This window comes from Streptomyces sp. NPDC054887 (assembly GCF_053610585.1).
On sequence record NZ_JBSGYQ010000051.1, the window covers coordinates 21532 to 39791 of the forward strand.

14 protein-coding genes are annotated in these 18260 nt (G+C 71.6%); 7 read left to right on the forward strand and 7 right to left on the reverse strand.

Translation table 11 applies throughout. The annotated features are described in order from the left end of the window. Positions 1-439: 439 nt before the first annotated feature. Together typA and ACWGH0_RS25395 are read right to left on the reverse strand one after the other, a co-directional pair. The gene (gene typA / locus ACWGH0_RS25390; RefSeq protein WP_453406538.1) at positions 440-2311 is read right to left on the reverse strand and encodes a translational GTPase TypA; all 1872 of its coding nucleotides are present in this window, start codon (positions 2309-2311) and stop codon (positions 440-442) included. A gap of 314 nt (positions 2312-2625) precedes the next feature. Beyond that, a complete protein-coding gene (locus tag ACWGH0_RS25395; protein WP_453406539.1) occupies positions 2626-4929 on the reverse strand; it encodes an ABC transporter family substrate-binding protein in 2304 nt (767 codons plus the stop codon). Positions 4930-5233: 304 nt separating this feature from the next. Here ACWGH0_RS25395 and ACWGH0_RS25400 point away from each other — a divergent pair, with 304 nt between their 5' ends. From ACWGH0_RS25400 to ACWGH0_RS25430, 7 genes are all read left to right on the forward strand, one after another. Next, complete coding sequence (locus tag ACWGH0_RS25400) at positions 5234-5527, forward strand: hypothetical protein (protein WP_453406540.1); 294 nt, start codon at positions 5234-5236, stop codon at positions 5525-5527. A 60-nt stretch (positions 5528-5587) separates the two neighbouring features. Next, complete coding sequence (locus ACWGH0_RS25405; protein ID WP_453406541.1) at positions 5588-6406, forward strand: hypothetical protein; 819 nt, start codon at positions 5588-5590, stop codon at positions 6404-6406. A 21-nt stretch (positions 6407-6427) separates the two neighbouring features. After that, positions 6428-8380, forward strand: coding sequence for a fumarate reductase/succinate dehydrogenase flavoprotein subunit (locus tag ACWGH0_RS25410; protein WP_453406542.1), 1953 nt, complete (start codon positions 6428-6430; stop codon positions 8378-8380). After that, on the forward strand, positions 8380-9150 hold the full coding sequence (locus tag ACWGH0_RS25415; RefSeq protein WP_453406543.1) for a succinate dehydrogenase/fumarate reductase iron-sulfur subunit: 771 nt from the start codon (positions 8380-8382) through the stop codon (positions 9148-9150). Before ACWGH0_RS25410 ends, ACWGH0_RS25415 begins: the two co-directional genes overlap by 1 nt. Before the next feature lie 84 nt (positions 9151-9234). After that, positions 9235-10086, forward strand: coding sequence for an arylamine N-acetyltransferase family protein (locus tag ACWGH0_RS25420; RefSeq protein ID WP_453406544.1), 852 nt, complete (start codon positions 9235-9237; stop codon positions 10084-10086). A 90-nt stretch (positions 10087-10176) separates the two neighbouring features. Then, positions 10177-12276, forward strand: a complete 2100-nt coding sequence (locus ACWGH0_RS25425; protein WP_453406545.1) for a TPM domain-containing protein — start codon at positions 10177-10179, stop codon at positions 12274-12276. Between the two features lie 59 nt (positions 12277-12335). Then, a complete protein-coding gene (locus ACWGH0_RS25430; protein ID WP_453406546.1) occupies positions 12336-13046 on the forward strand; it encodes a PspA/IM30 family protein in 711 nt (236 codons plus the stop codon). A gap of 112 nt (positions 13047-13158) precedes the next feature. Here the strand turns inward: ACWGH0_RS25430 and ACWGH0_RS25435 are convergent, their stop codons facing one another. From ACWGH0_RS25435 to ACWGH0_RS25455, 5 genes are all read right to left on the reverse strand, one after another. Beyond that, positions 13159-15678, reverse strand: a complete 2520-nt coding sequence (locus tag ACWGH0_RS25435; RefSeq protein ID WP_453406565.1) for a SpoIIE family protein phosphatase — start codon at positions 15676-15678, stop codon at positions 13159-13161. Positions 15679-15868: 190 nt separating this feature from the next. Continuing rightward, on the reverse strand, positions 15869-16297 hold the full coding sequence (locus ACWGH0_RS25440; protein WP_453406547.1) for an ATP-binding protein: 429 nt from the start codon (positions 16295-16297) through the stop codon (positions 15869-15871). A 165-nt stretch (positions 16298-16462) separates the two neighbouring features. Next, positions 16463-16882, reverse strand: coding sequence for a (deoxy)nucleoside triphosphate pyrophosphohydrolase (locus tag ACWGH0_RS25445; protein WP_453406548.1), 420 nt, complete (start codon positions 16880-16882; stop codon positions 16463-16465). Positions 16883-16907: 25 nt separating this feature from the next. Continuing rightward, on the reverse strand, positions 16908-17087 hold the full coding sequence (locus tag ACWGH0_RS25450; protein ID WP_138898313.1) for an SPOR domain-containing protein: 180 nt from the start codon (positions 17085-17087) through the stop codon (positions 16908-16910). A 221-nt stretch (positions 17088-17308) separates the two neighbouring features. Further along, complete coding sequence (locus ACWGH0_RS25455; RefSeq protein WP_453406549.1) at positions 17309-18061, reverse strand: GntR family transcriptional regulator; 753 nt, start codon at positions 18059-18061, stop codon at positions 17309-17311. Positions 18062-18260 lie beyond the last annotated feature (199 nt).

Below are 18260 nucleotides of genomic sequence, written 5' to 3' on the forward strand. Positions count from 1 at the left end.
AGTCGCCGACACCCCTGACGGCGATGAGTCGCATGTACCCCGAGTGTGCTCGTGAGTCGGCACTCCCCACAGTGCGTGACCCATTGACCCGAGCTCAATGGAGCCAACTATTAAGTAACACCGAGCCGTAAACCACACTTAAAGGGTCTCGGTTTGACAACATCGACCGGGCGCACCAGCCCGAAATCCGGACAAAGTGATCACAGACAGACACCCGCGAAACGGACTGTTAACGCAGCTTCCGGAGAGCGGTGACCGGTATCCGGACACTCGTCTCAGAAAATGCGGTTGACGACCGACGCGCAGGGTGTCACGCCGAGCCAAGATCCCCAAACGCCGGAAGGCCGGCTCCCGCGACCCCACAGGGGGCGGGAACCGGCCTTCGGAACGCGCTCAGTCGGCCGCGTGGGCCTTCCGGGTCGGTCCGGGGCGGTCCGGGTCAGCGCTTGGCGCGCGAAGCCGTACGGCCGCGCTCCTTCTGGTCCAGGACGACCTTGCGGATGCGCACGGTCTCCGGGGTGACCTCGATGCACTCGTCGTCGCGGCAGAACTCCAGCGACTGCTCCAGCGAGAGCCTGCGCGGCGGCACGACGTTCTCCGTGTTGTCCGCGGAAGCCGCACGCATGTTGGTGAGCTTCTTCTCCTTGGTGATGTTCACGTCCATGTCGTCGGAACGCGAGTTCTCACCGATGATCATGCCTTCGTAGACCTCGGTGCCGGCCTCGACGAAGATGACACCCCGCTCCTGGAGGTTGATCATCGCGAACGGCGTCACGGAGCCCGAGCGGTCCGCGACCAGCGAGCCGTTGTTACGGGTGCGCAGCTCGCCGAACCACGGCTCGTGGCCCTCGAAGATGGAGTGCGCGATGCCGGTGCCGCGGGTCTGCGTCAGGAACTCCGTACGGAAGCCGATGAGGCCGCGGGACGGGACGATCCACTCCATGCGGATCCAGCCCGAACCGTGGTTCGTCATGGTCTCCATGCGGCCCTTGCGGGTCGCCATGAGCTGGGTGATGGCACCGAGGTGCTCCTCGGGGGAGTCGATCGTCATGCGCTCGATCGGCTCGTACTTCTTGCCGTCGACCATCTTCACGACGACCTCGGGCTTGCCGACGGTCAGCTCGAAGCCCTCGCGGCGCATCTGCTCGACCAGGATCGCCAGCGCGAGCTCGCCGCGGCCCTGGACCTCCCAGGCGTCGGGGCGCTCGGTGTCGAGGACGCGGAGCGAGACGTTGCCGATGAGCTCCTTGTCCAGGCGGTCCTTCACCTGGCGGGCGGTGACCTTGTGGCCCTTGCCGCCCTTGCCGACCAGCGGCGAGGTGTTCGTGCCGATGGTCATGGAGATCGCGGGCTCGTCGACCGTGATGAGCGGCAGGGCGATCGGGTTCTCGGGGTCGGCGAGGGTCTCACCGATCATGATGTCCGGGATACCGGCGATGGCGCAGATGTCGCCCGGGCCCGCCTTCTCGGCCGGCTTGCGGGTGAGCGCCTCGGTCATCAGGAGCTCGGTGATGCGGACGTTGGACATCGTCCCGTCACGCTTGATCCACGTGACCGTCTGGCCCTTGCGCAGCTCGCCCTGCTCGACGCGGCACAGCGCGATACGGCCGAGGAAGTTGTCGGCGTCGAGGTTGGTGACGTGGGCCTGGAGGGGGGCCTGCTCGTCGTACTCGGGGGCCGGCACGTGCGCCAGGATGGTGGAGAAGAACGGCTCCAGGTTCTCGCTGTCGGCGGGGACGGTGCCGTCCTCCGGCTTGGTCAGCGAGGCGACGCCGTCACGGGCGCAGGCGTAGACGATCGGGAACTCGATCTGCTCCTCGTCCGCGTCGAGGTCCAGGAACAGGTCGTACGTCTCGTTGACGACCTCGTCGATCCGGGAGTCGGGGCGGTCCGTCTTGTTGATGCAGAGGATGACGGGCATCTTCGCCTGGAGCGCCTTGCGGAGCACGAAGCGCGTCTGCGGCAGCGGGCCCTCGGAGGCGTCGACGAGCAGGACGACCGCGTCGACCATCGACAGGCCGCGCTCGACCTCACCACCGAAGTCGGCGTGGCCGGGGGTGTCGATGATGTTGATGGTGATGACGTCGCCGCCATCCTTGGGGTGGTACTTGACGGCCGTGTTCTTGGCCAGGATCGTGATGCCCTTCTCACGCTCCAGGTCGTTCGAGTCCATCATGCGGTCGTCGAGGCTCTCGGCGGCGTGCGCGGCGAAGGCGCCCGCCTGCTTGAGCATGGCGTCGACCAGGGTGGTCTTGCCGTGGTCGACGTGGGCGACGATGGCTACGTTACGGATGTCGTGGCGCGTGGGCATGGGTGAGTTGCGCTTCTCTCGATCGTGGGATCGGGCGTCGTATTCGGTTCGTTTCCTCATACGCCCGCCGGGCGGTCGCGCCACGGCTACCCCCCATGGTACGGGGAGTGAGCCGCGCGGGCTTCCCGGGCGATCGGTACCGGGCCCGCGGCAGGGCTCCGGGAGGCCGGAGGAGCCGTGGCGGGGAGGGTGTGCGGGCCGTGCGTGCGGGGGTGGGGGGACGGAGCTGTGCCGGGTCAAGGGGCACACAGCACCTTGCCCGCCGGGGCACCGGCGGGCAAGGGACTTGAGCCAATCCTGAGGGTTCCGACCTGCTAGTTCTTCTCCCGCCCGGCGGTTTCGGCCTTCTTGAAGCCGATGTCCTGATACCGGGGCGCCGCGAAGCCGAACGCACCGGCGTTGACGAGGTCCGGCTTGACCGCCACGAGTTCCGGCCGCTGGAAGAGCGGGATCGAACCGGCCGCCGCCCAGATCCGGGCGTCGGCCCGTTTCACCAGGTCGCGGGCCGCCTTCTCGTCCAGTTCCGTCATGGCCTGGTCGAAGAGCTGGTCGATGTGGTCGGTGCCGACGCGCGTGTAGTTCTGCTCCACGACGAGCGAGCCGTCGGCGGCCGGTTCCGGCTTCGCGAAGATGGGGCGGGCGTCGGTCGCCGGGTAGGCGGTGGCGGGCCAGGAGTAGAGGGCGAGGTCGTAGTCGCCGGACGCGATGTGGTCCTTGAAGTAGCTGTCGTCGGAGACCTTGACCATGTCGGTGCGTACGCCGACCTTCTCCAGCATCGCCGAGATCTTCTCGCCGACGGTGCGCAGCGACTCGGAGCCGGGGCCGGAGGGGAGCACGAAACGCAAGGTCAGTGCCTTGCCGTCCTTGCCGAGCGGTCCACGTGCGGCGTCCTTGGCGCGGGGGGCGGCAGTGCCCTGCGGGGCGTAGGCGCCGGCGACGCCGCCCTTCTCCTTGCCGTCCGCGCTGTCCTCGGCGCGGGCGCCGGCCGCCTTGTCCCCGGCGCTGATGAAACGTGCCTGCATGCGAAGCGCCCGGCCCTGGAGCGCCGCGTCGGGAGCCGGGGCCAGGATGTACGCGCCGGCTTCCGCGTCGCGGGGGCGGCGGCCGGGCTTGGAGTCGCCGTCTCCGACGATGTACATGCCCTCGTCGGCTCCGCTTTCCTTGTTCTTCTCCTTCTTTTCGGCCGCGCTGCCCGCCTTGGCGCCGTCGGACGTGCGCCCGGCCGTCGCCCCGCCCGGCTTCCAGCCGGCGTCGGCGAGCAGCGCCTGGGCGGCCTGGGTGTCCTGGTCGCCGAGTGCGCCGCTGCTGTCGGCGTACGCGTCCTGGCCGGCCAGGGCGAGGTGGCTGCCGAGGGGGTGGGCGGGCAGGCCGAGCGGTTTGAGTACGGACTCGGCGAGCGCGCGGCGGTCGATCGCGCGGGCCACAGCGCGGCGTACCCGGTCGTCGGTGAGCGGGCCGGAGGTGCCGTTCAGGGCGAGCTGCGTGTAGGCCGGTTCGAGGGACTTGCGGACGACGAAGCCGCGCAGCGCCCGCTGTTCTTCGGCGTACTTCCTGACGGCCTCGCGGGACTTCCTGCGGGCCTCGCCCTCGGCTTCGGCGAGTTCTTCGGAGGAGCCGTGGGCCAGTGCCCAGGATCTGAGGGCGGAGGCGGGCGTGTCGGCGGCGCCGGGGCCGTGGTTCAGCGGCCGGCCCTTGGCTCCCGTGTCCTTGGCCGCCAGGGCGACTCGGTCGGCGGTGCCGCGCCCGATGTCGGCGATGTCGAGCTCTCCCGCGGCGAGCGCGGCGGTGCGCCGGTCGCGCGTCACCGTGCGGAAGACGAGGGTGTCGAGCTTCGAGGGCTGTCCCCACCAGCGGGGATTGCGTTCGAGTGTGGTCTTCCCTGCCGTACGGTCGAGTTCCTTGAGGGTGAAGGGGCCCGCCGTCGCCTTCAGCCTGGACCGGGCCCCGTCGTTGAACGAGTTGGGGCTGCCCATCACGTCCTTCGGGTAGAGCGGGGTGAAGAGGGAGCGCCAGTCGGCGTAGGGCTTGGCGAAGGTGACCCGGACCTCCAGGTCGCTGGCGCCGCGCTCGATCTTCTCGATCCGCTCGTACCCGGCGTTGCGGGCGGTCCAGTACGCCGTGTCCCGGCCGTTGAGCGCGCGCCACTGCGCCACGAAGTCGGGCGCGCCGATCTCCCTGCCGTCGCTCCACACCGCCTGCTGGTTCATTTTGTAGAGGACCACCTGCCGGGGTTCGCGCTCGACGATCTCGGCGGATTCCAGGTAGTCGGGGTTGCGCTGGGGGCGGCCGCGCGTGTCGAGGGTGAACAGCGAGGGCAGCACGGCGCCTGCGACGCGCGCGGTGGAGGCGTCGGCGTCGGCCTGGAAGGCGTTCAGCGTGGCGGGCGTCGTGTCGACGGCCCAGCGCACCGTGCCCCCGTCGGCGACCTGGTCGCGCCCGGCCGGGGCGATGTCCTGGGGGACGGTCACCCCCCGCGTCTCCTCGTCGCCCGACGAGCAGCCCGCCAGGGCGGGCAGCCCGAGCACCCCGGCGGTGACGAGCGCGAGACAGCGGGCCGCTCGTGCCCGCTGGGGCCTGCGGCGGGATGCCCTCCCGCGTGGGACGCCGACGTGGGACATGGCTGGTACCTCCAGGGCCGGCCCGGCCCACCCCCTGTCGGAATGAGCCCGGTTTTTCACTTTTGGCGGCATATGATGGTGATCACATCAACTACCGCTCCACTGAAAAGGACCCCGCGCGTGAGCCGTCGGCGACACGGCGGCGCAGCGCTCGAACCCCACCCGTGCGGCCCAACAGAAGGGGGCGCACGAGGGGCCGCGCGCCGAGAATCGCTGCACATCCCTTCACAAATGGGGATGTGACGCGCGACACTCGCAGGCGCATGAGCGTCACCACGCGCCACCGTGGAAATGAGGGCACCACATGTCCCTGCAAGACGACCTGGCAGCGGTGCAGCGCTGCCTCGACAACCTGGTCCAGTCGGTCGAACGGCTGGAGCAGCAGGTCGGCGGCGGCAGCCTGGAGATCAGGCGGGTTCGCACGGACGCCGGCCACCTCCGCGAGAGCCTCGCCCTGCTGAGCGCCGCCGCTCCCACCCTGCGCCGCCCCGACGCCCGTCCCGATCTGGTCTCCATCTCGGACGACCCGTACAACAGCGCGCTGTGGACCGACTCGGACGACGAGGGCCTCGGCGCCCACGACCGGCACGCGCCCTAGCCCGTACGCACCGCCCCGGCCCCGTCCTGTCCCGACAGCCCGCTCCATACGGAGTCCTCGTTGGCCACTGGCACAGAACCCCAGCCCCGCGCGGGCGTCCACGACGCCTCGCGCGCCGCGATCGCGGCCCGCCATCTGCGTACGGACCGCTGGTGGCTGGCGCCCGCGGCGACCGCCGCCGGGCTGCTCGCCTTCATCGTCTACTCGACCTGGCGGGCCTTCGCGAACGCCGACTACTACGCCGCGCCCTACGTCTCGCCGTTCTACTCGCCGTGCCTGGCGGAGAACTGCGTACCGATGAAGGGCGGCCCCAACTGGGAGATCTTCGGCAGCTGGTGGGGGCTGTCCCCCGCCCTGCTGATCCTGATCTTCCCGCTCGGCTTCCGGCTGACCTGTTACTACTACCGCAAGGCGTACTACCGGGGCTTCTGGGCCTCGCCCCCGGCGTGCGCGGTCGCCGAACCGCACCGGACGTACACCGGCGAGACCCGCTTCCCGCTGATCCTCCAGAACATCCACCGGTACTTCTTCTACGCCGCTCTCCCCGTCGCCGGGATCCTCACGTACGACACCGTGCTCGCCTTCCGCGACGAGCGGTACGCCTGGGGACACATGGGACTCGGCACGCTGATCTTCGTGGTAAACATCGTGCTGATCTGGGCGTACACCTTCTCCTGCCACTCCTGCCGGCACATCGTCGGCGGCCGGCTCAAGCACTTCTCCGAGCACCCGGTGCGCTACCGGCTCTGGGGCTGGGTGGGCAGGCTCAACGCCCGCCACATGCAGCTCGCCTGGGCCTCGCTGATCAGCGTCGCCCTCGCCGACTTCTACGTGTACCTGCTGGCGTCCGGCGCCTTCGACGACCCGCGGCTGTTCTGACGACTGAATGAAGGGTGATCGATGACGCAGCTCGAACGGCAGGGGTGGGACGTCGTCGTGGTCGGCGCGGGCGGCGCCGGACTGCGGGCCGCCATCGAGGCGCGGGAGCAGGGGGCCCGTACCGCGGTCATCTGCAAGTCGCTCTTCGGCAAGGCGCACACGGTGATGGCCGAGGGCGGCATCGCCGCGTCCATGGGCAACGTGAACTCCGGCGACAACTGGCAGGTCCACTTCCGCGACACCATGCGCGGCGGCAAGTTCCTGAACCAGTGGCGGATGGCGGAGCTGCACGCGCGTGAGGCGCCCGACCGGGTGTGGGAGCTGGAGACGTGGGGGGCGCTGTTCGACCGCACCCCGGACGGCAGGATTTCCCAGCGCAACTTCGGCGGGCACGAGTACCCGCGACTCGCGCACGTGGGCGACCGGACCGGCCTGGAGCTGATCCGTACGCTCCAGCAGAAGATCGTCGCGCTCCAGCAGGAGGACTTCCGCGAGTACGGCGACTACGAGGCCCGGCTCAAGGTCTTCCAGGAGTGCACGGTCACCCGCGTCCTGAAGGACGCGGACGACCGGGTCGCCGGGACCTTCTGCTACGAGCGCGAGTCCGGCCGCTTCTTCGTCCTGGAGGCGCCGGCCGTGGTGCTGGCCACCGGCGGTATCGGCAAGTCCTTCAAGGTGACCTCGAACTCGTGGGAGTACACCGGCGACGGCCACGCGCTGGCGCTGCTCGCCGGGGCGCCGCTGCTCAACATGGAGTTCGTGCAGTTCCACCCCACCGGGATGGTCTGGCCGCCGTCCGTGAAGGGCATCCTCGTCACCGAGTCGGTGCGCGGCGACGGCGGCGTGCTGCGCAACTCCGACGGCAAACGGTTCATGTTCGACTACATCCCGGACGTGTTCAAGGAGAAGTACGCGCAGTCCGAGGAGGAGGGCGACCGCTGGTACGAGGACCCCGACAACAACCGGCGTCCCCCCGAGCTGCTCCCCCGCGACGAGGTCGCGCGCGCCATCAACTCCGAGGTCAAGGCGGGGCGCGGCTCGCCGCACGGCGGGGTCTTCCTCGACGTGTCGACGCGCATGCCGGCCGACACGATCCGGCGCAGGCTGCCGTCGATGTACCACCAGTTCAAGGAGCTGGCGGACGTCGACATCACCGCCGAGGCGATGGAGGTCGGTCCGACCTGCCACTACGTGATGGGCGGCGTCGCCGTCGACTCCGACACGGCGGCGACCCGCGGCGTCCCCGGGCTGTACGCGGCGGGCGAGGTGGCCGGCGGCATGCACGGCTCCAACCGGCTCGGCGGCAACTCGCTCTCCGACCTGCTGGTCTTCGGCCGCAGGGCCGGGCTGCACGCCGCGCAGTACGCCGTCGGGTTCGGCGGGGGGACCGCCCGCCCCCGGCCGGACGGCGCCCAGGTGGACGCGGCGGCGGCCGAGGCGCTGCGCCCCTTCAGCGCCGAGGGCCCGGAACCCGGCGGCCCGGACGGGCACCCGCCGGAGAACCCCTACACCCTCCACCAGGAGCTCCAGCAGACGATGAACGACCTGGTCGGCATCATCCGGCGCGAGCCGGAGATGAAGCAGGCCCTGGAGAGGCTGGCGGCCCTCAGCCTGCGGGCGCAGCGGGCCGGGGTCGAGGGCCATAGGCAGTTCAACCCGGGCTGGCACCTCGCGCTCGACCTGCGGAACATGCTGCTGGTCAGCGAGTGCGTCGCACGGGCGGCCCTGGAGCGCACCGAGAGCCGCGGCGGCCACACCCGTGAGGACTGCCCCGGCATGGAGCGGGAATGGCGCCGGGTCAACCTGCTGTGCCGGCTGGCCGACGGCTCGAACGGGCCGGCGCCGGCCGGTGGGCGGACTCCGGGCCGGATCACGCTCGTACGGGAGACCACCGAACCCATCCGCCCCGACCTGCTCGGCCTGTTCGAGAAGGAAGAGCTGGTCAAGTACCTCGCCGAAGAGGAGCTCCACTGATGAGCAGCTACACGGCGGCCTTCAGGGTCTGGCGCGGCGACGCGGAGGGCGGCGGGCTGAAGGACTTCGAGGTGGAGGTGAACGACGGGGAGGTCGTCCTCGACATCATCCACCGGCTCCAGGCGACGCAGGCGTCGGACCTCGCGGTGCGCTGGAACTGCAAGGCGGGCAAGTGCGGTTCGTGCAGCGCGGAGATCAACGGGCGGCCGCGGCTGCTGTGCATGACGCGGATGTCCGTCTTCTCGCGCGAGGAGACGATCACGGTGACGCCGCTGCGGGCGTTCCCCGTCGTACGGGACCTGGTGACGGACGTGTCGTTCAACTACGCGAAGGCGCGGGAGGTGCCCGCGTTCGTACCGCCGCCGGGGGTCGCGCCGGGTGACTACCGGATGCGGCAGATGGATGTGGAACGCCCCCAGGAGTTCCGCAAGTGCATCGAGTGCTTCCTGTGCCAGAACACCTGTCACGTGGTGCGCGACCACGAGGAGAACAAGGAGTCCTTCGCGGGTCCCAGGTTCCTGATGCGGATCGCGGAGCTCGACATGCATCCGCTGGACGCGGCGGCCGGGGCCGGCGTCGACCGCAAGAAGACCGCGCAGGACGAGCACGGGCTCGGCTACTGCAACATCACCAAGTGCTGCACGGAGGTCTGCCCGGAGAACATCAAGATCACGGACAACGCGCTGATCCCGCTGAAGGAACGCGCGGTCGACCGCAAGTACGACCCGCTGGTCTGGCTCGGCTCCAAGATCTTCCGGCGTACGGAATAGCGGCCCGGCGTCCCGCGGTTCCCCTGACGCACGCGCGTCGGCAGCCGGCGCGCACCGACGCACGAGACAACGGGGACCGTACGCATGTGGAACGGTGACGCACTCGATCTGGACGCCTATCTGGCACACCTGGGGTACGAGGGGGACCGCTCCCCCACCCTGGAGACGCTGCGCGCACTGCACCGCGCGCACGTGCTGAACGTGCGGTGGGACAACCTCGACGCGGTGCTGCGCCAGGACGTGCCGCTCGATCTCGCCGCGCTCCAGGGCAAGATGATCGGCAACCCGCGCGGCGGGTACTGCTTCGAGCACGCCTCCCTGTTCGCCGCCGCCCTGGAACGCCTCGGCTTCACGTTCTTCGCGGTGCTCGGCCGGATCCGGATGGGCGTACCGAAGATGCTGCCCACCACGCACGCCATGCTGGTCGTCGACCTCGACGGGCGGCGGTGGCTGTGCGACATCGGTTTCGGGGCGAGCCCGCTGGAGCCGATCGAGATGACGGACGGGGGGACCGAGACGACGGACGGCGTGTGGGCGTACCGGCTGCGGCGCGGCGAGGTGACGCCGGGCGCGGACGGGTGGACGCTCTACCAGCCGACGGCGGGCGCGGAGGGGGAGCGCGACGACACCGGTGACGGGTGGATGGCGCGGCACACCTTCACGCTCGACCCGCAGTACCCCGTCGACTTCGCGATGGCCAACCACTTCATCGCCACGAGTGCGCACTCTCCCTTCAGCTACCGGCCGTTCGTCCAGCGGGTGCACCCGGACCGCCTGCACCTGCTGGACAACCGCGAACTCGTCACCTCACGGCCGGGCGCGAAGCCGGAGGTGCGGGAGCTGGAGCCGCAGGAGGTGCCGAAGGTCCTGTCGGACGTGTTCGGCATCGACCTGACGCCGGACGACGCGGCGCTGCTCGTGACGAAGCTGACCTGAGCTCCGGGGGCCGCGCCGCGCCGGGGCCCGCTGTCCGACGGCCCCGGCGTCCGGTCGCGGGCCGGGCAAGGGGCACATAACCTCGCAAACGTGACGCGAACAGCCGCCGCCAGGGTCCTCCTCAGCACGCTGCTGACCGCATGGTGTCTCGCCCTGCCCGTCACCGGGCCCGCCCACGCCGAGGACCCCATCGGCCTCTCCCGCCAGGGCCAGATCACGGACCGGGTCGGCGCGCTCGGTGCTCGGACGAACGCCGTCGAGTCCGCTCTGGACCGGCTCTACGACACCCGCCGCGTCCAGCTGTTCGTCGCGTACGTCCGCGACTTCTCCGGCAGGTCCCCGCAGAGCTGGGCCGACGACACCGCCGAGCGCAACGGGCTCGGCCGCGACGACGCGCTGCTCGCCGTCGCCACCCACGACCGGCAGTACGCCTACTCCGTCGACCAGGACTCGCGCCTGACCGACGCCGAACTCGACGACGTGGCACGGACCGCCATCGAGCCCGCGCTGCGGCAGAACGACTGGGCCGGCGCGGCGATCGGCGCGGCGGACGGGTACGCCGCCGTGCTCGCCGGGCGGCCCGTCCCGGTGCCGGACATCACCCCGGGGCCGCCCGACCCCGGCGGTGGTCCGGACGACGGTGCGAGCGGGGCGGGCGACCTGGTGCTGCCGGTGGTGGTCGTCGGCGCGGCCGGTGCGCTGGCGGCGTACTCGTACGCCCGCCGCCGCCGGCGCGCGAGCACCCGCACCACACCCGCCCGCACGGCCCAGGACGCCCCAGAAGCACCGACGCCGCTGCCGGATCTCGACGCGCGGGCCGGGCGGGAGCTCGTCGCGGCCGACGACGCCGTGCACACCAGCGAGGAGGAACTGGGCTTCGCCGCCGCCCAGTTCGGCGAGGAGGCGGCCCGGCCCTTCGCCGACGCGCTCGCGTACGCGAAGAGCGAACTGGCCGTCGCCTTCCGGTTGCGGCAGCAGCTCGACGACGCCCACCCCGAGGACGACGCCACGCGCCGCCGCATGCTGGAGGAGATCATCGCCCGCTGCGCCGGAGCCGACCGCCGCCTCGACGCCGAGTCCGAGTCCTTCGACCGGCTGCGGGACCTGGAGCGGAACGCGCCGCGGGCGCTCGCCGCCACCGAGGCGGCCTTCCGCGAACTCGTCGGCCGTACGAGCACGGCCGAGGCGATGCTGACCGCCATGCGGCAGCGGTACGCCGACTCGGCCGCCGCGCCCGTCACGGGCCACGCCGCTCGGGCGAAGGACCGGCTCGCCTTCGCGACCACCAGCCTCACGGAGGCCCGGCAGGCCGTCGACGCGGGCGACACCGGGAAGGCGGCCGTGTTCGTACGGGCGGCCGAGGGCGCCGTCGGCCAGGCCGCCACGCTCGTCGACGCCGTCGACCGCCGGGCGCGCGAACTGGCCGAGGCGGCCGGCAAGCTCCCGGGGGCGCTGACGGAGACGGAGACCGACCTGGCCGACGCGCGCGGCCTCCTGGAGGCCGGGGGCGCGACGGCGGACCTGCACGGGCGGATCGCCCGCGCCCGGGCGGTCGTCGACGACGTGCAGCGGGAGAAGCAGTCGGGGCGCTACGACCCGATCGACGCCCTGCGCCGCGTGGAGGAGGCCGACGCCGTGCTCGACGAGGCCCTGGCGGGGGCGCGCGAGCGGGAGTCGGCGGGACGACGGGCCCGCGCGCTGCTCGACCGGGCCACGCTCGCCGCCCGCTCCACGACCGGCGCCGCCGCCGACTACATCGCGACGAACCGGGGCGCGGTCGGCAGCCCGGCCCGCACCCGCCTCGCCGAGGCGCAGCGCCACCTCGAACGTTCGGCGGCAGCCGCGGCGACCGACGCCCCGGAAGCGCTGGCCGAGGCCCAGCGGGCGGACGCGCTGGGCCGGCAGGCGCAGACGCTGGCCGAGCAGGACGTGCGGGAGTACGCCGACGGGTTCGACAGCGGCTTCCCGGACTTCGGCGGCGGGATCGCGGGCGGTTCGGGCGGCGGGGGCCTGAGCGGGGCCGTGCTCGGCGGCATCCTGCTCGGCGGTGTGCTGGGCGGCGGCCGGACCGGCGGCTTCGGCGGCGGCATGGGCGGCGGCTTCGGCGGCGGCGGCGGCTTCGGCCGCGGTCCCGGCAGCTTCGGCGGCGGCGGCACGCGGGGGCGCAGAGGCGGCGGCGGACGGTTCTGACCGTACGGACCGGCCGCCGGGCAGGCGCAAGGGCATCCGAGAACGTCAAGGAGACGCGCATGACGAAGCAGACCATCCTCGGCCGCGTGACCCAGCTCGCGAGGGCGAACATCCACGCCCTCCTCGACCAGGCCGAGGACCCGCAGGACATGCTCGACCAGCTGATCCGCGACTACACCGCCAACATCTCCGAGGCGGAGGAGGCCGTGGCGACCACGATCGGCAATCTGCGGCTCCTGGAGCTGGATTACGAGGAGGACGTGGAGGCGGCCAGGGAGTGGGGCGTCAAGGCGCTCGCCGCCAGCAGGAAGGCCGACGAACTGCGCGGTTCGGGACCGGCGGCGGAGGCCGACCGGTTCGACGGCCTCGCGAAGGTCGCGCTCCAGCGACAGCTCCGCGCCGAGAAGGAGGCGAAGGCGGCCGAGCCGGTCATCGCGGCGCAGACGGAGGTCGTCGACAAACTGAAGGCCGGTCTGGTGCAGATGAGGACGAAGCTGACGGAGCTGACGTCCAAGCGCGACGAACTGGTGGCGCGGTCGAAGTCCGCGCAGGCGCAGAACCGGATGCTGGACGCGGTGAAGAGCATCGACGTCCTCGATCCGACCAGCGAGCTGAGCCGCTTCGAGGACAAGGTGCGCCGTGAGGAGGCGCGGGCCCTGGGCAAGCAGGAGCTGGCCGCCTCGTCACTGGACGCGCAGTTCGAGGAGTTGGAGAACCTGGGGGACGAGGCGGAGATCGAGGCGAGGCTGGCGGCCATGAAAACCCCGTGAGCACCGGCCGGGAGGGGCGTGCGGACCCGGCCGCGCGGCTCGTGGCCGGGTTCCCCGCCCCGGCCCCGGCCGCGACAGCCGGGACCGGTCCCCGTCCGTCCCGGACGGACCGTCAGAACAAACTCAGCAACTGGTCGAAGCTGAGTTCCTCCTTCTCCGCCTCCCCCGTCGGCAGCGCGAGTTCGAACCACACCGTCTTCCCGCGCGGAGTGCGCCGCGAGCCCCACGCGGCGCTGAGCAGCCCCACCAGCTGGAGCCCGCGTCCGCCCTCGTCGGTGTCGCGGGCCCGGCGCCGCCGCGGCTGCACGAGCCCGGCGTCCCAGACCTCGCAGACGAGCGTACGGTCGAGGAGCAGCCGGAGCCTGATGTCGCCCTCTCCGTACCGCAGCGCGTTGGTGACCAGTTCGCTGACCAGCAGTTCCGTGGTGTCCACCAGGTCTTCGAGGCCCCAGGTGACGAGCTGCGCCCGCGCCAGTTCGCGCGCCCGGCCGACCGAGCGCGGCTCGCGCGGCAGCGACCAGTCGCCGACCGACTCGGCCGGCATCCCCTGTATGCGGGCCATGAGCAGCGCGATGTCGTCCTCGCCGTGCCGGGTGTCGAGGGTGTTCAGGACGTGGTCGCAGACATCTTCGAGGGGGTGCGCCGCATCGGTGAGGGCGGCGCGGAACGCCATGAGTCCCTCGTCCAGGGGATGCTCCCGCGACTCGACGAGGCCGTCGGTGTAGAGGGCGAGCAGCGCCCCTTCCGGGACTTCGACCTCGACCTCCTCGAACGGCTCGCCGCCGACGCCGAGCGGCATCCCCGGCGGCACGTCGAGCAGCAGCGCCTCCTCGCCCGGTTCGACGAGGACCGGCGGCAGGTGGCCCGCGTTGGCGAACGTGCACCGGCGGGTGACCGGGTCGTAGACGGCGTACACGCAGGTCGCCAGGTAGACCTCCGAGAGATCGGCCTCGCGTGCCCGGTGGGTGGCGCGGGAGGCGTGCTGCGTGCCGCTGGGCGTGCCGAGGCCGCGGGCGATCTCGTCCAGGGCCGAGAGGACCTCGGCGGGTTCCAGGTCGAGCAGGGCCAGCGTCCGTACGGCGGTGCGCAGTTCGCCCATCGCGACGGCCGCGCGCAGACCCCGTCCCATGACGTCGCCGACGACCAGGGCCGTGCGGTGGCCCGGCAGTTCGATGACGTCGAACCAGTCGCCCCCCACCTCGGTCGCCGTGTTGCCGGGCAGGTAGCGGCAGGCGATGTCGAGCCCCGCCGCCTCGGGGTCGCCGGGCGGCAGCAGGCTGCGCTGGAGGATCAGGGCGCGCTCGTGCTCCCGCCGGTAGAGACGGGCGTTGTCGATGCAGACGGCGGCGCGGGCGGCCAGTTCCGTGGCCAGGGCCAAGTCCCGTTCCCCGAAGGGCTCGCTGCCCTTCGTGCGGGAGAACTGGGCGAGGCCGACGACGGTGTCGTGGGCGACCATCGGCACGGCCAGGGTGGTGTGGACGAGGCTGCCGTCCCGGCCCGGCACGACCCGGACGCGGCCGGTGCGCAGGGCGCCCGCACAGGGCGAGTGGAACGGGTACCGGTGCACGTCGCCGACTTCGGTGGGCCCCGGTGCGTCGCCGTCCGCGACGCATCCGGGGGCGGCCAGCGGGCCGTCGGAGACGGCGCTGGCGAAGGCGACGCGGCGCAGCTCGGCGCTGCCGTCCGCCCGGCCCGGTGGGGCCTCGTCACCGGCCAGCAGCCCCTGGTAGAGGTCGACGGACGCCAGATCGCAGAAGCCGGGCACGGCCACGTCGAGGAGTTCGCGGGCGGTGGTCTCCAGGTCGAGCGAGTTGCCTATGCGGGCGCCGGCCTCGTTCAGCAGGGCGAGGTTGCGGCGGGCGTCGGCGGCCTCGCGGGCGGCGACGTGACGGCCGGTCACGTCGGTGGCGAGCCCGGCGACCCCGATGGGGCGGCCGGCTCCGCTGTGCACCCGGTAGAGGTTGACCGACCAGTACCTGCGCTCGGTCTCCCCCGGCGCCGTGCCGACGAGCTGCATGTCGGTGACGGCCTCACCGGTCTGCAGGACCCGCTGGAGGGCGGCCGTCATGCGGGCGGCCTCGGCGGGGGTGAGGTAGTCGTGGACGGTGCGGCCCCGGTGGTCCTCGGCGGCGCCGCCGAAGACGGTGGCGAAGCGCTGGTTGGCACGCTGCACCGTGAAGTCCGTACCGAACAGAAGGAAGCCGAAAGGAGATTGGCCGAAAATGGCCTGCGAAGCGGCGAGATCGGTCTCGATTCCGCGTACGGCGCGGACATCGACGACGAGGCAGAGCGCGGCCTGTTCGCCGGCGGCCGTGGCGCTGGGCATCACGTAGATCTCCGCCAGGCCGTGCGCACGCGCCTCAGCGCCTTCACGGTGGGGCATCCGGAACGGGACGAGGCCCGTCCATTCCTTGCCGTCGAGTATCTCGGAGAGCCTGCGCCGGCCCCGCGTCCGCAGTTCGGGAGGTATGAAGGCCTCGACCGGGTCCCTGCCGACGACGTCGGACGCGGGCAGGCCGAACAGCTCCTCGGCCCGCTTGCTCCACTGCTCGACCAGCCCTCCCGGGCCGATCGAGAAGGACGCGACTCTTATGTAGTCGTAGATCGAGCCGGGCGGGCTGTTCTGCCACATCACTTCGCCCGCTGCCGCTGATATCTCGTTCACGCGACCGTCCCCTCCAGCTCAACGCACCGGACCGGTCCTTCCCGCAGTATTCAGCACTACGGTCGCAACCTGCACGGCGTTCACGATCACAGCACGGTCTCGTTCCTTTTCGGCCGGGGGAAGAGAGTCGCGCGGTGATCGTTGTCCCTTCACTCTTCTAACCAGGGAGAGCCAGCTCGAACCACACCGTCTTGCCTGTCCTGCCTGGTCGGGTGCCCCATCGCTGCGCGGCGTCGGCCACCAGCCGCAGACCGCGTCCCCCCTCGTCATCGGCGTGCGCCACCCGTTCCAGCGGCGGATCCGGAAGGGGGTCCGAGACCTCGACCACCAGTACGGGGCGTACGCCGGGCGCGCGGTCTCCGGCGCCCGGGCGCCGGAGACGGACACCGATGGGGCCGGAGGCGTACCGCAAGGAATTGGTCACGAGCTCACTGACCAGCAGGACGGCGATGTCCCCGACGGCGTCGGGCAACCCCCAGGCGCGCAGTGCCTCGCGGACGGCGTGACGGGCGCTGCCGACGGCGCCCGGCTCAGCAGGGAACGTCCACTCGGCGCAGTCGCCGTCGGTGTCGATCACGCCGACCACATCCCAGGTCCCAGATCAGCCGCAGGCCCGCGCCCTATTTCGGGGGGTTAATCAGCACATACCCGATATGAGGCGCGGGCTATCCCGGACCGGGGCGCACTGTGGCACGAACGGCGTACGCGTGTTCCCCGTACGCCTCACGCACGGGCACGCCGGGTCCCCGCGTCAGGCCGGTGCCGCGGGGCCCGGCAGGGCGCTCAGACGGCGTACCGCCTCGGCGACGGCCGGGCGGTCCTGGGGAAGCCAGTCCACGGCGTCGGCCTCGTACGGCAGGAGCCAGCGCAGGTCGTCGTGGTCCTGGAGGGGGCGGGGCGTGCCGGACAGCAGCCGGGCGGTCCACACCTGGAGGACGTAGCCGGGCTTCAGCGGCCACTCGCCGGGGATGCGCTCCAGCACGTCCGTCTCGACGCCCAGCTCTTCGCGGAGTTCCCGTACGAGCGCCTGGGGCGGCGTCTCGCCGGGCTCCACCTTGCCGCCGGGCAGCTCCCAGCGGCCGGCCAGCTCGGGCGGTGCGCTGCGGCGCGCGGCCAGCAGCCGGCCCCCGTCGAAGACGGCGGCGCCCACCACCAGGACACGATCAGTCATGGCGGGAGCCTACGGCGTCCCGCCGCTACTGGACGCTCTGCCCGATGCGCTCGACCCAGTAGAGCTGCTTGTGGCCGCGGGCGTCGAGACTGTCGGCCATCTTCTGCGCCTCGGCTCTCGTCGCGTACCGGCCGACGCGGTAGCGGTTGCCGTTGTCGTCCTGCCGTATGACCAGCCAGGGGAGCACAGCACCGCTGTCGTTCACTTCGCGCCCCCGTCCGCCGGTGCACTCGCCTCTAAGGATCTCCAGGAAACCGCAATCCGCATATGCCCGAGCGTACGCCTGACCTTTACTCAGTGGATACGCTTTAACACAAAGAGGTACGCATCCAGCCATGCCGAAGGGGGCGCACGCCGAGCAGTGCGCCCCCTTCCCCTTCCCCTCGGGCCCCCCGGCCCCCGCGTCCACCGCCTTCGCGGCGGCGTTCATTTCACGGGCAGGTGGTACGCGATCCGGTAGCGGTCCGCAGGGACCACCACGTCGGCCGTCTCGACCGCCATCCCGGACGCGTAGTACGTCCGCTCGATGACCAGCACCGCGTGCCCCGGCACGCCGCCGAGCCGCAGCAGCTCCTCGGCGAGCCCGGGCCGCGTGCCGACCTCCTCCACCACGTTGTCCACGACGATGTCGATGGCCGCCATCCGCTCGACGACGCCGCAGCCGGCCAGCGGACCCTCCTCCGGGAGCATCACGGGTGTGCGCCCCGTCAGCGCCAGGGGCTCCCAGGAGGTGGAGAGCATCATCGCCTCGCCCGCGTCCCGGAAGACGTACCGCGTGCGCATCACGCGGTCGCCCTCCTGGACGCCGAGCCGCTTGGCGATGGACGCAGCGGCCTCCTCCTGCTCGCTGCTGGACTCCCAGGTGCCGCGAGCGCCGGCCTCCGACTGCTCCTGACGGAACGGCGTCGGCGGGACCGTTCCGCGATAGCCCCCGCGGGAGACGCGGCGCGGAACGGGCTGCTCCCGTACGTACGTACCCGAGCCGGACCGGCCTTCGACCAGGCCCTCGGCCATGAGCACCTTGCGCGCCTCCAGGGCCACGGTGTCGGAGACGCCGTACTCCTGCCGGATGCGCGCCTGCGAGGGGAGGCGGGTGTGGGGTGGCAGGGAACCGTCGACGATCTTCTGCCGTAGATCGCCGGCGACGCGCAGATAGGCCGGCTGCTCACCGAATGTCACTGGCCACTCCCATCAGGTTGACACACAGCAACAGCGTGACAACCGTGGGTTGTTGACCGCAAGCACAGGCCAAGGTTTCACCCGAAGTGATGACTTGTCTTTACGCAGGGGCTTGTGGGGGTATAGAAGCCGGTGCCTCACCACCGGCGCCGGCGCCGCCTCGACCCCGTCTCCGCCCTCCGCACCCCAGTCCGACGAC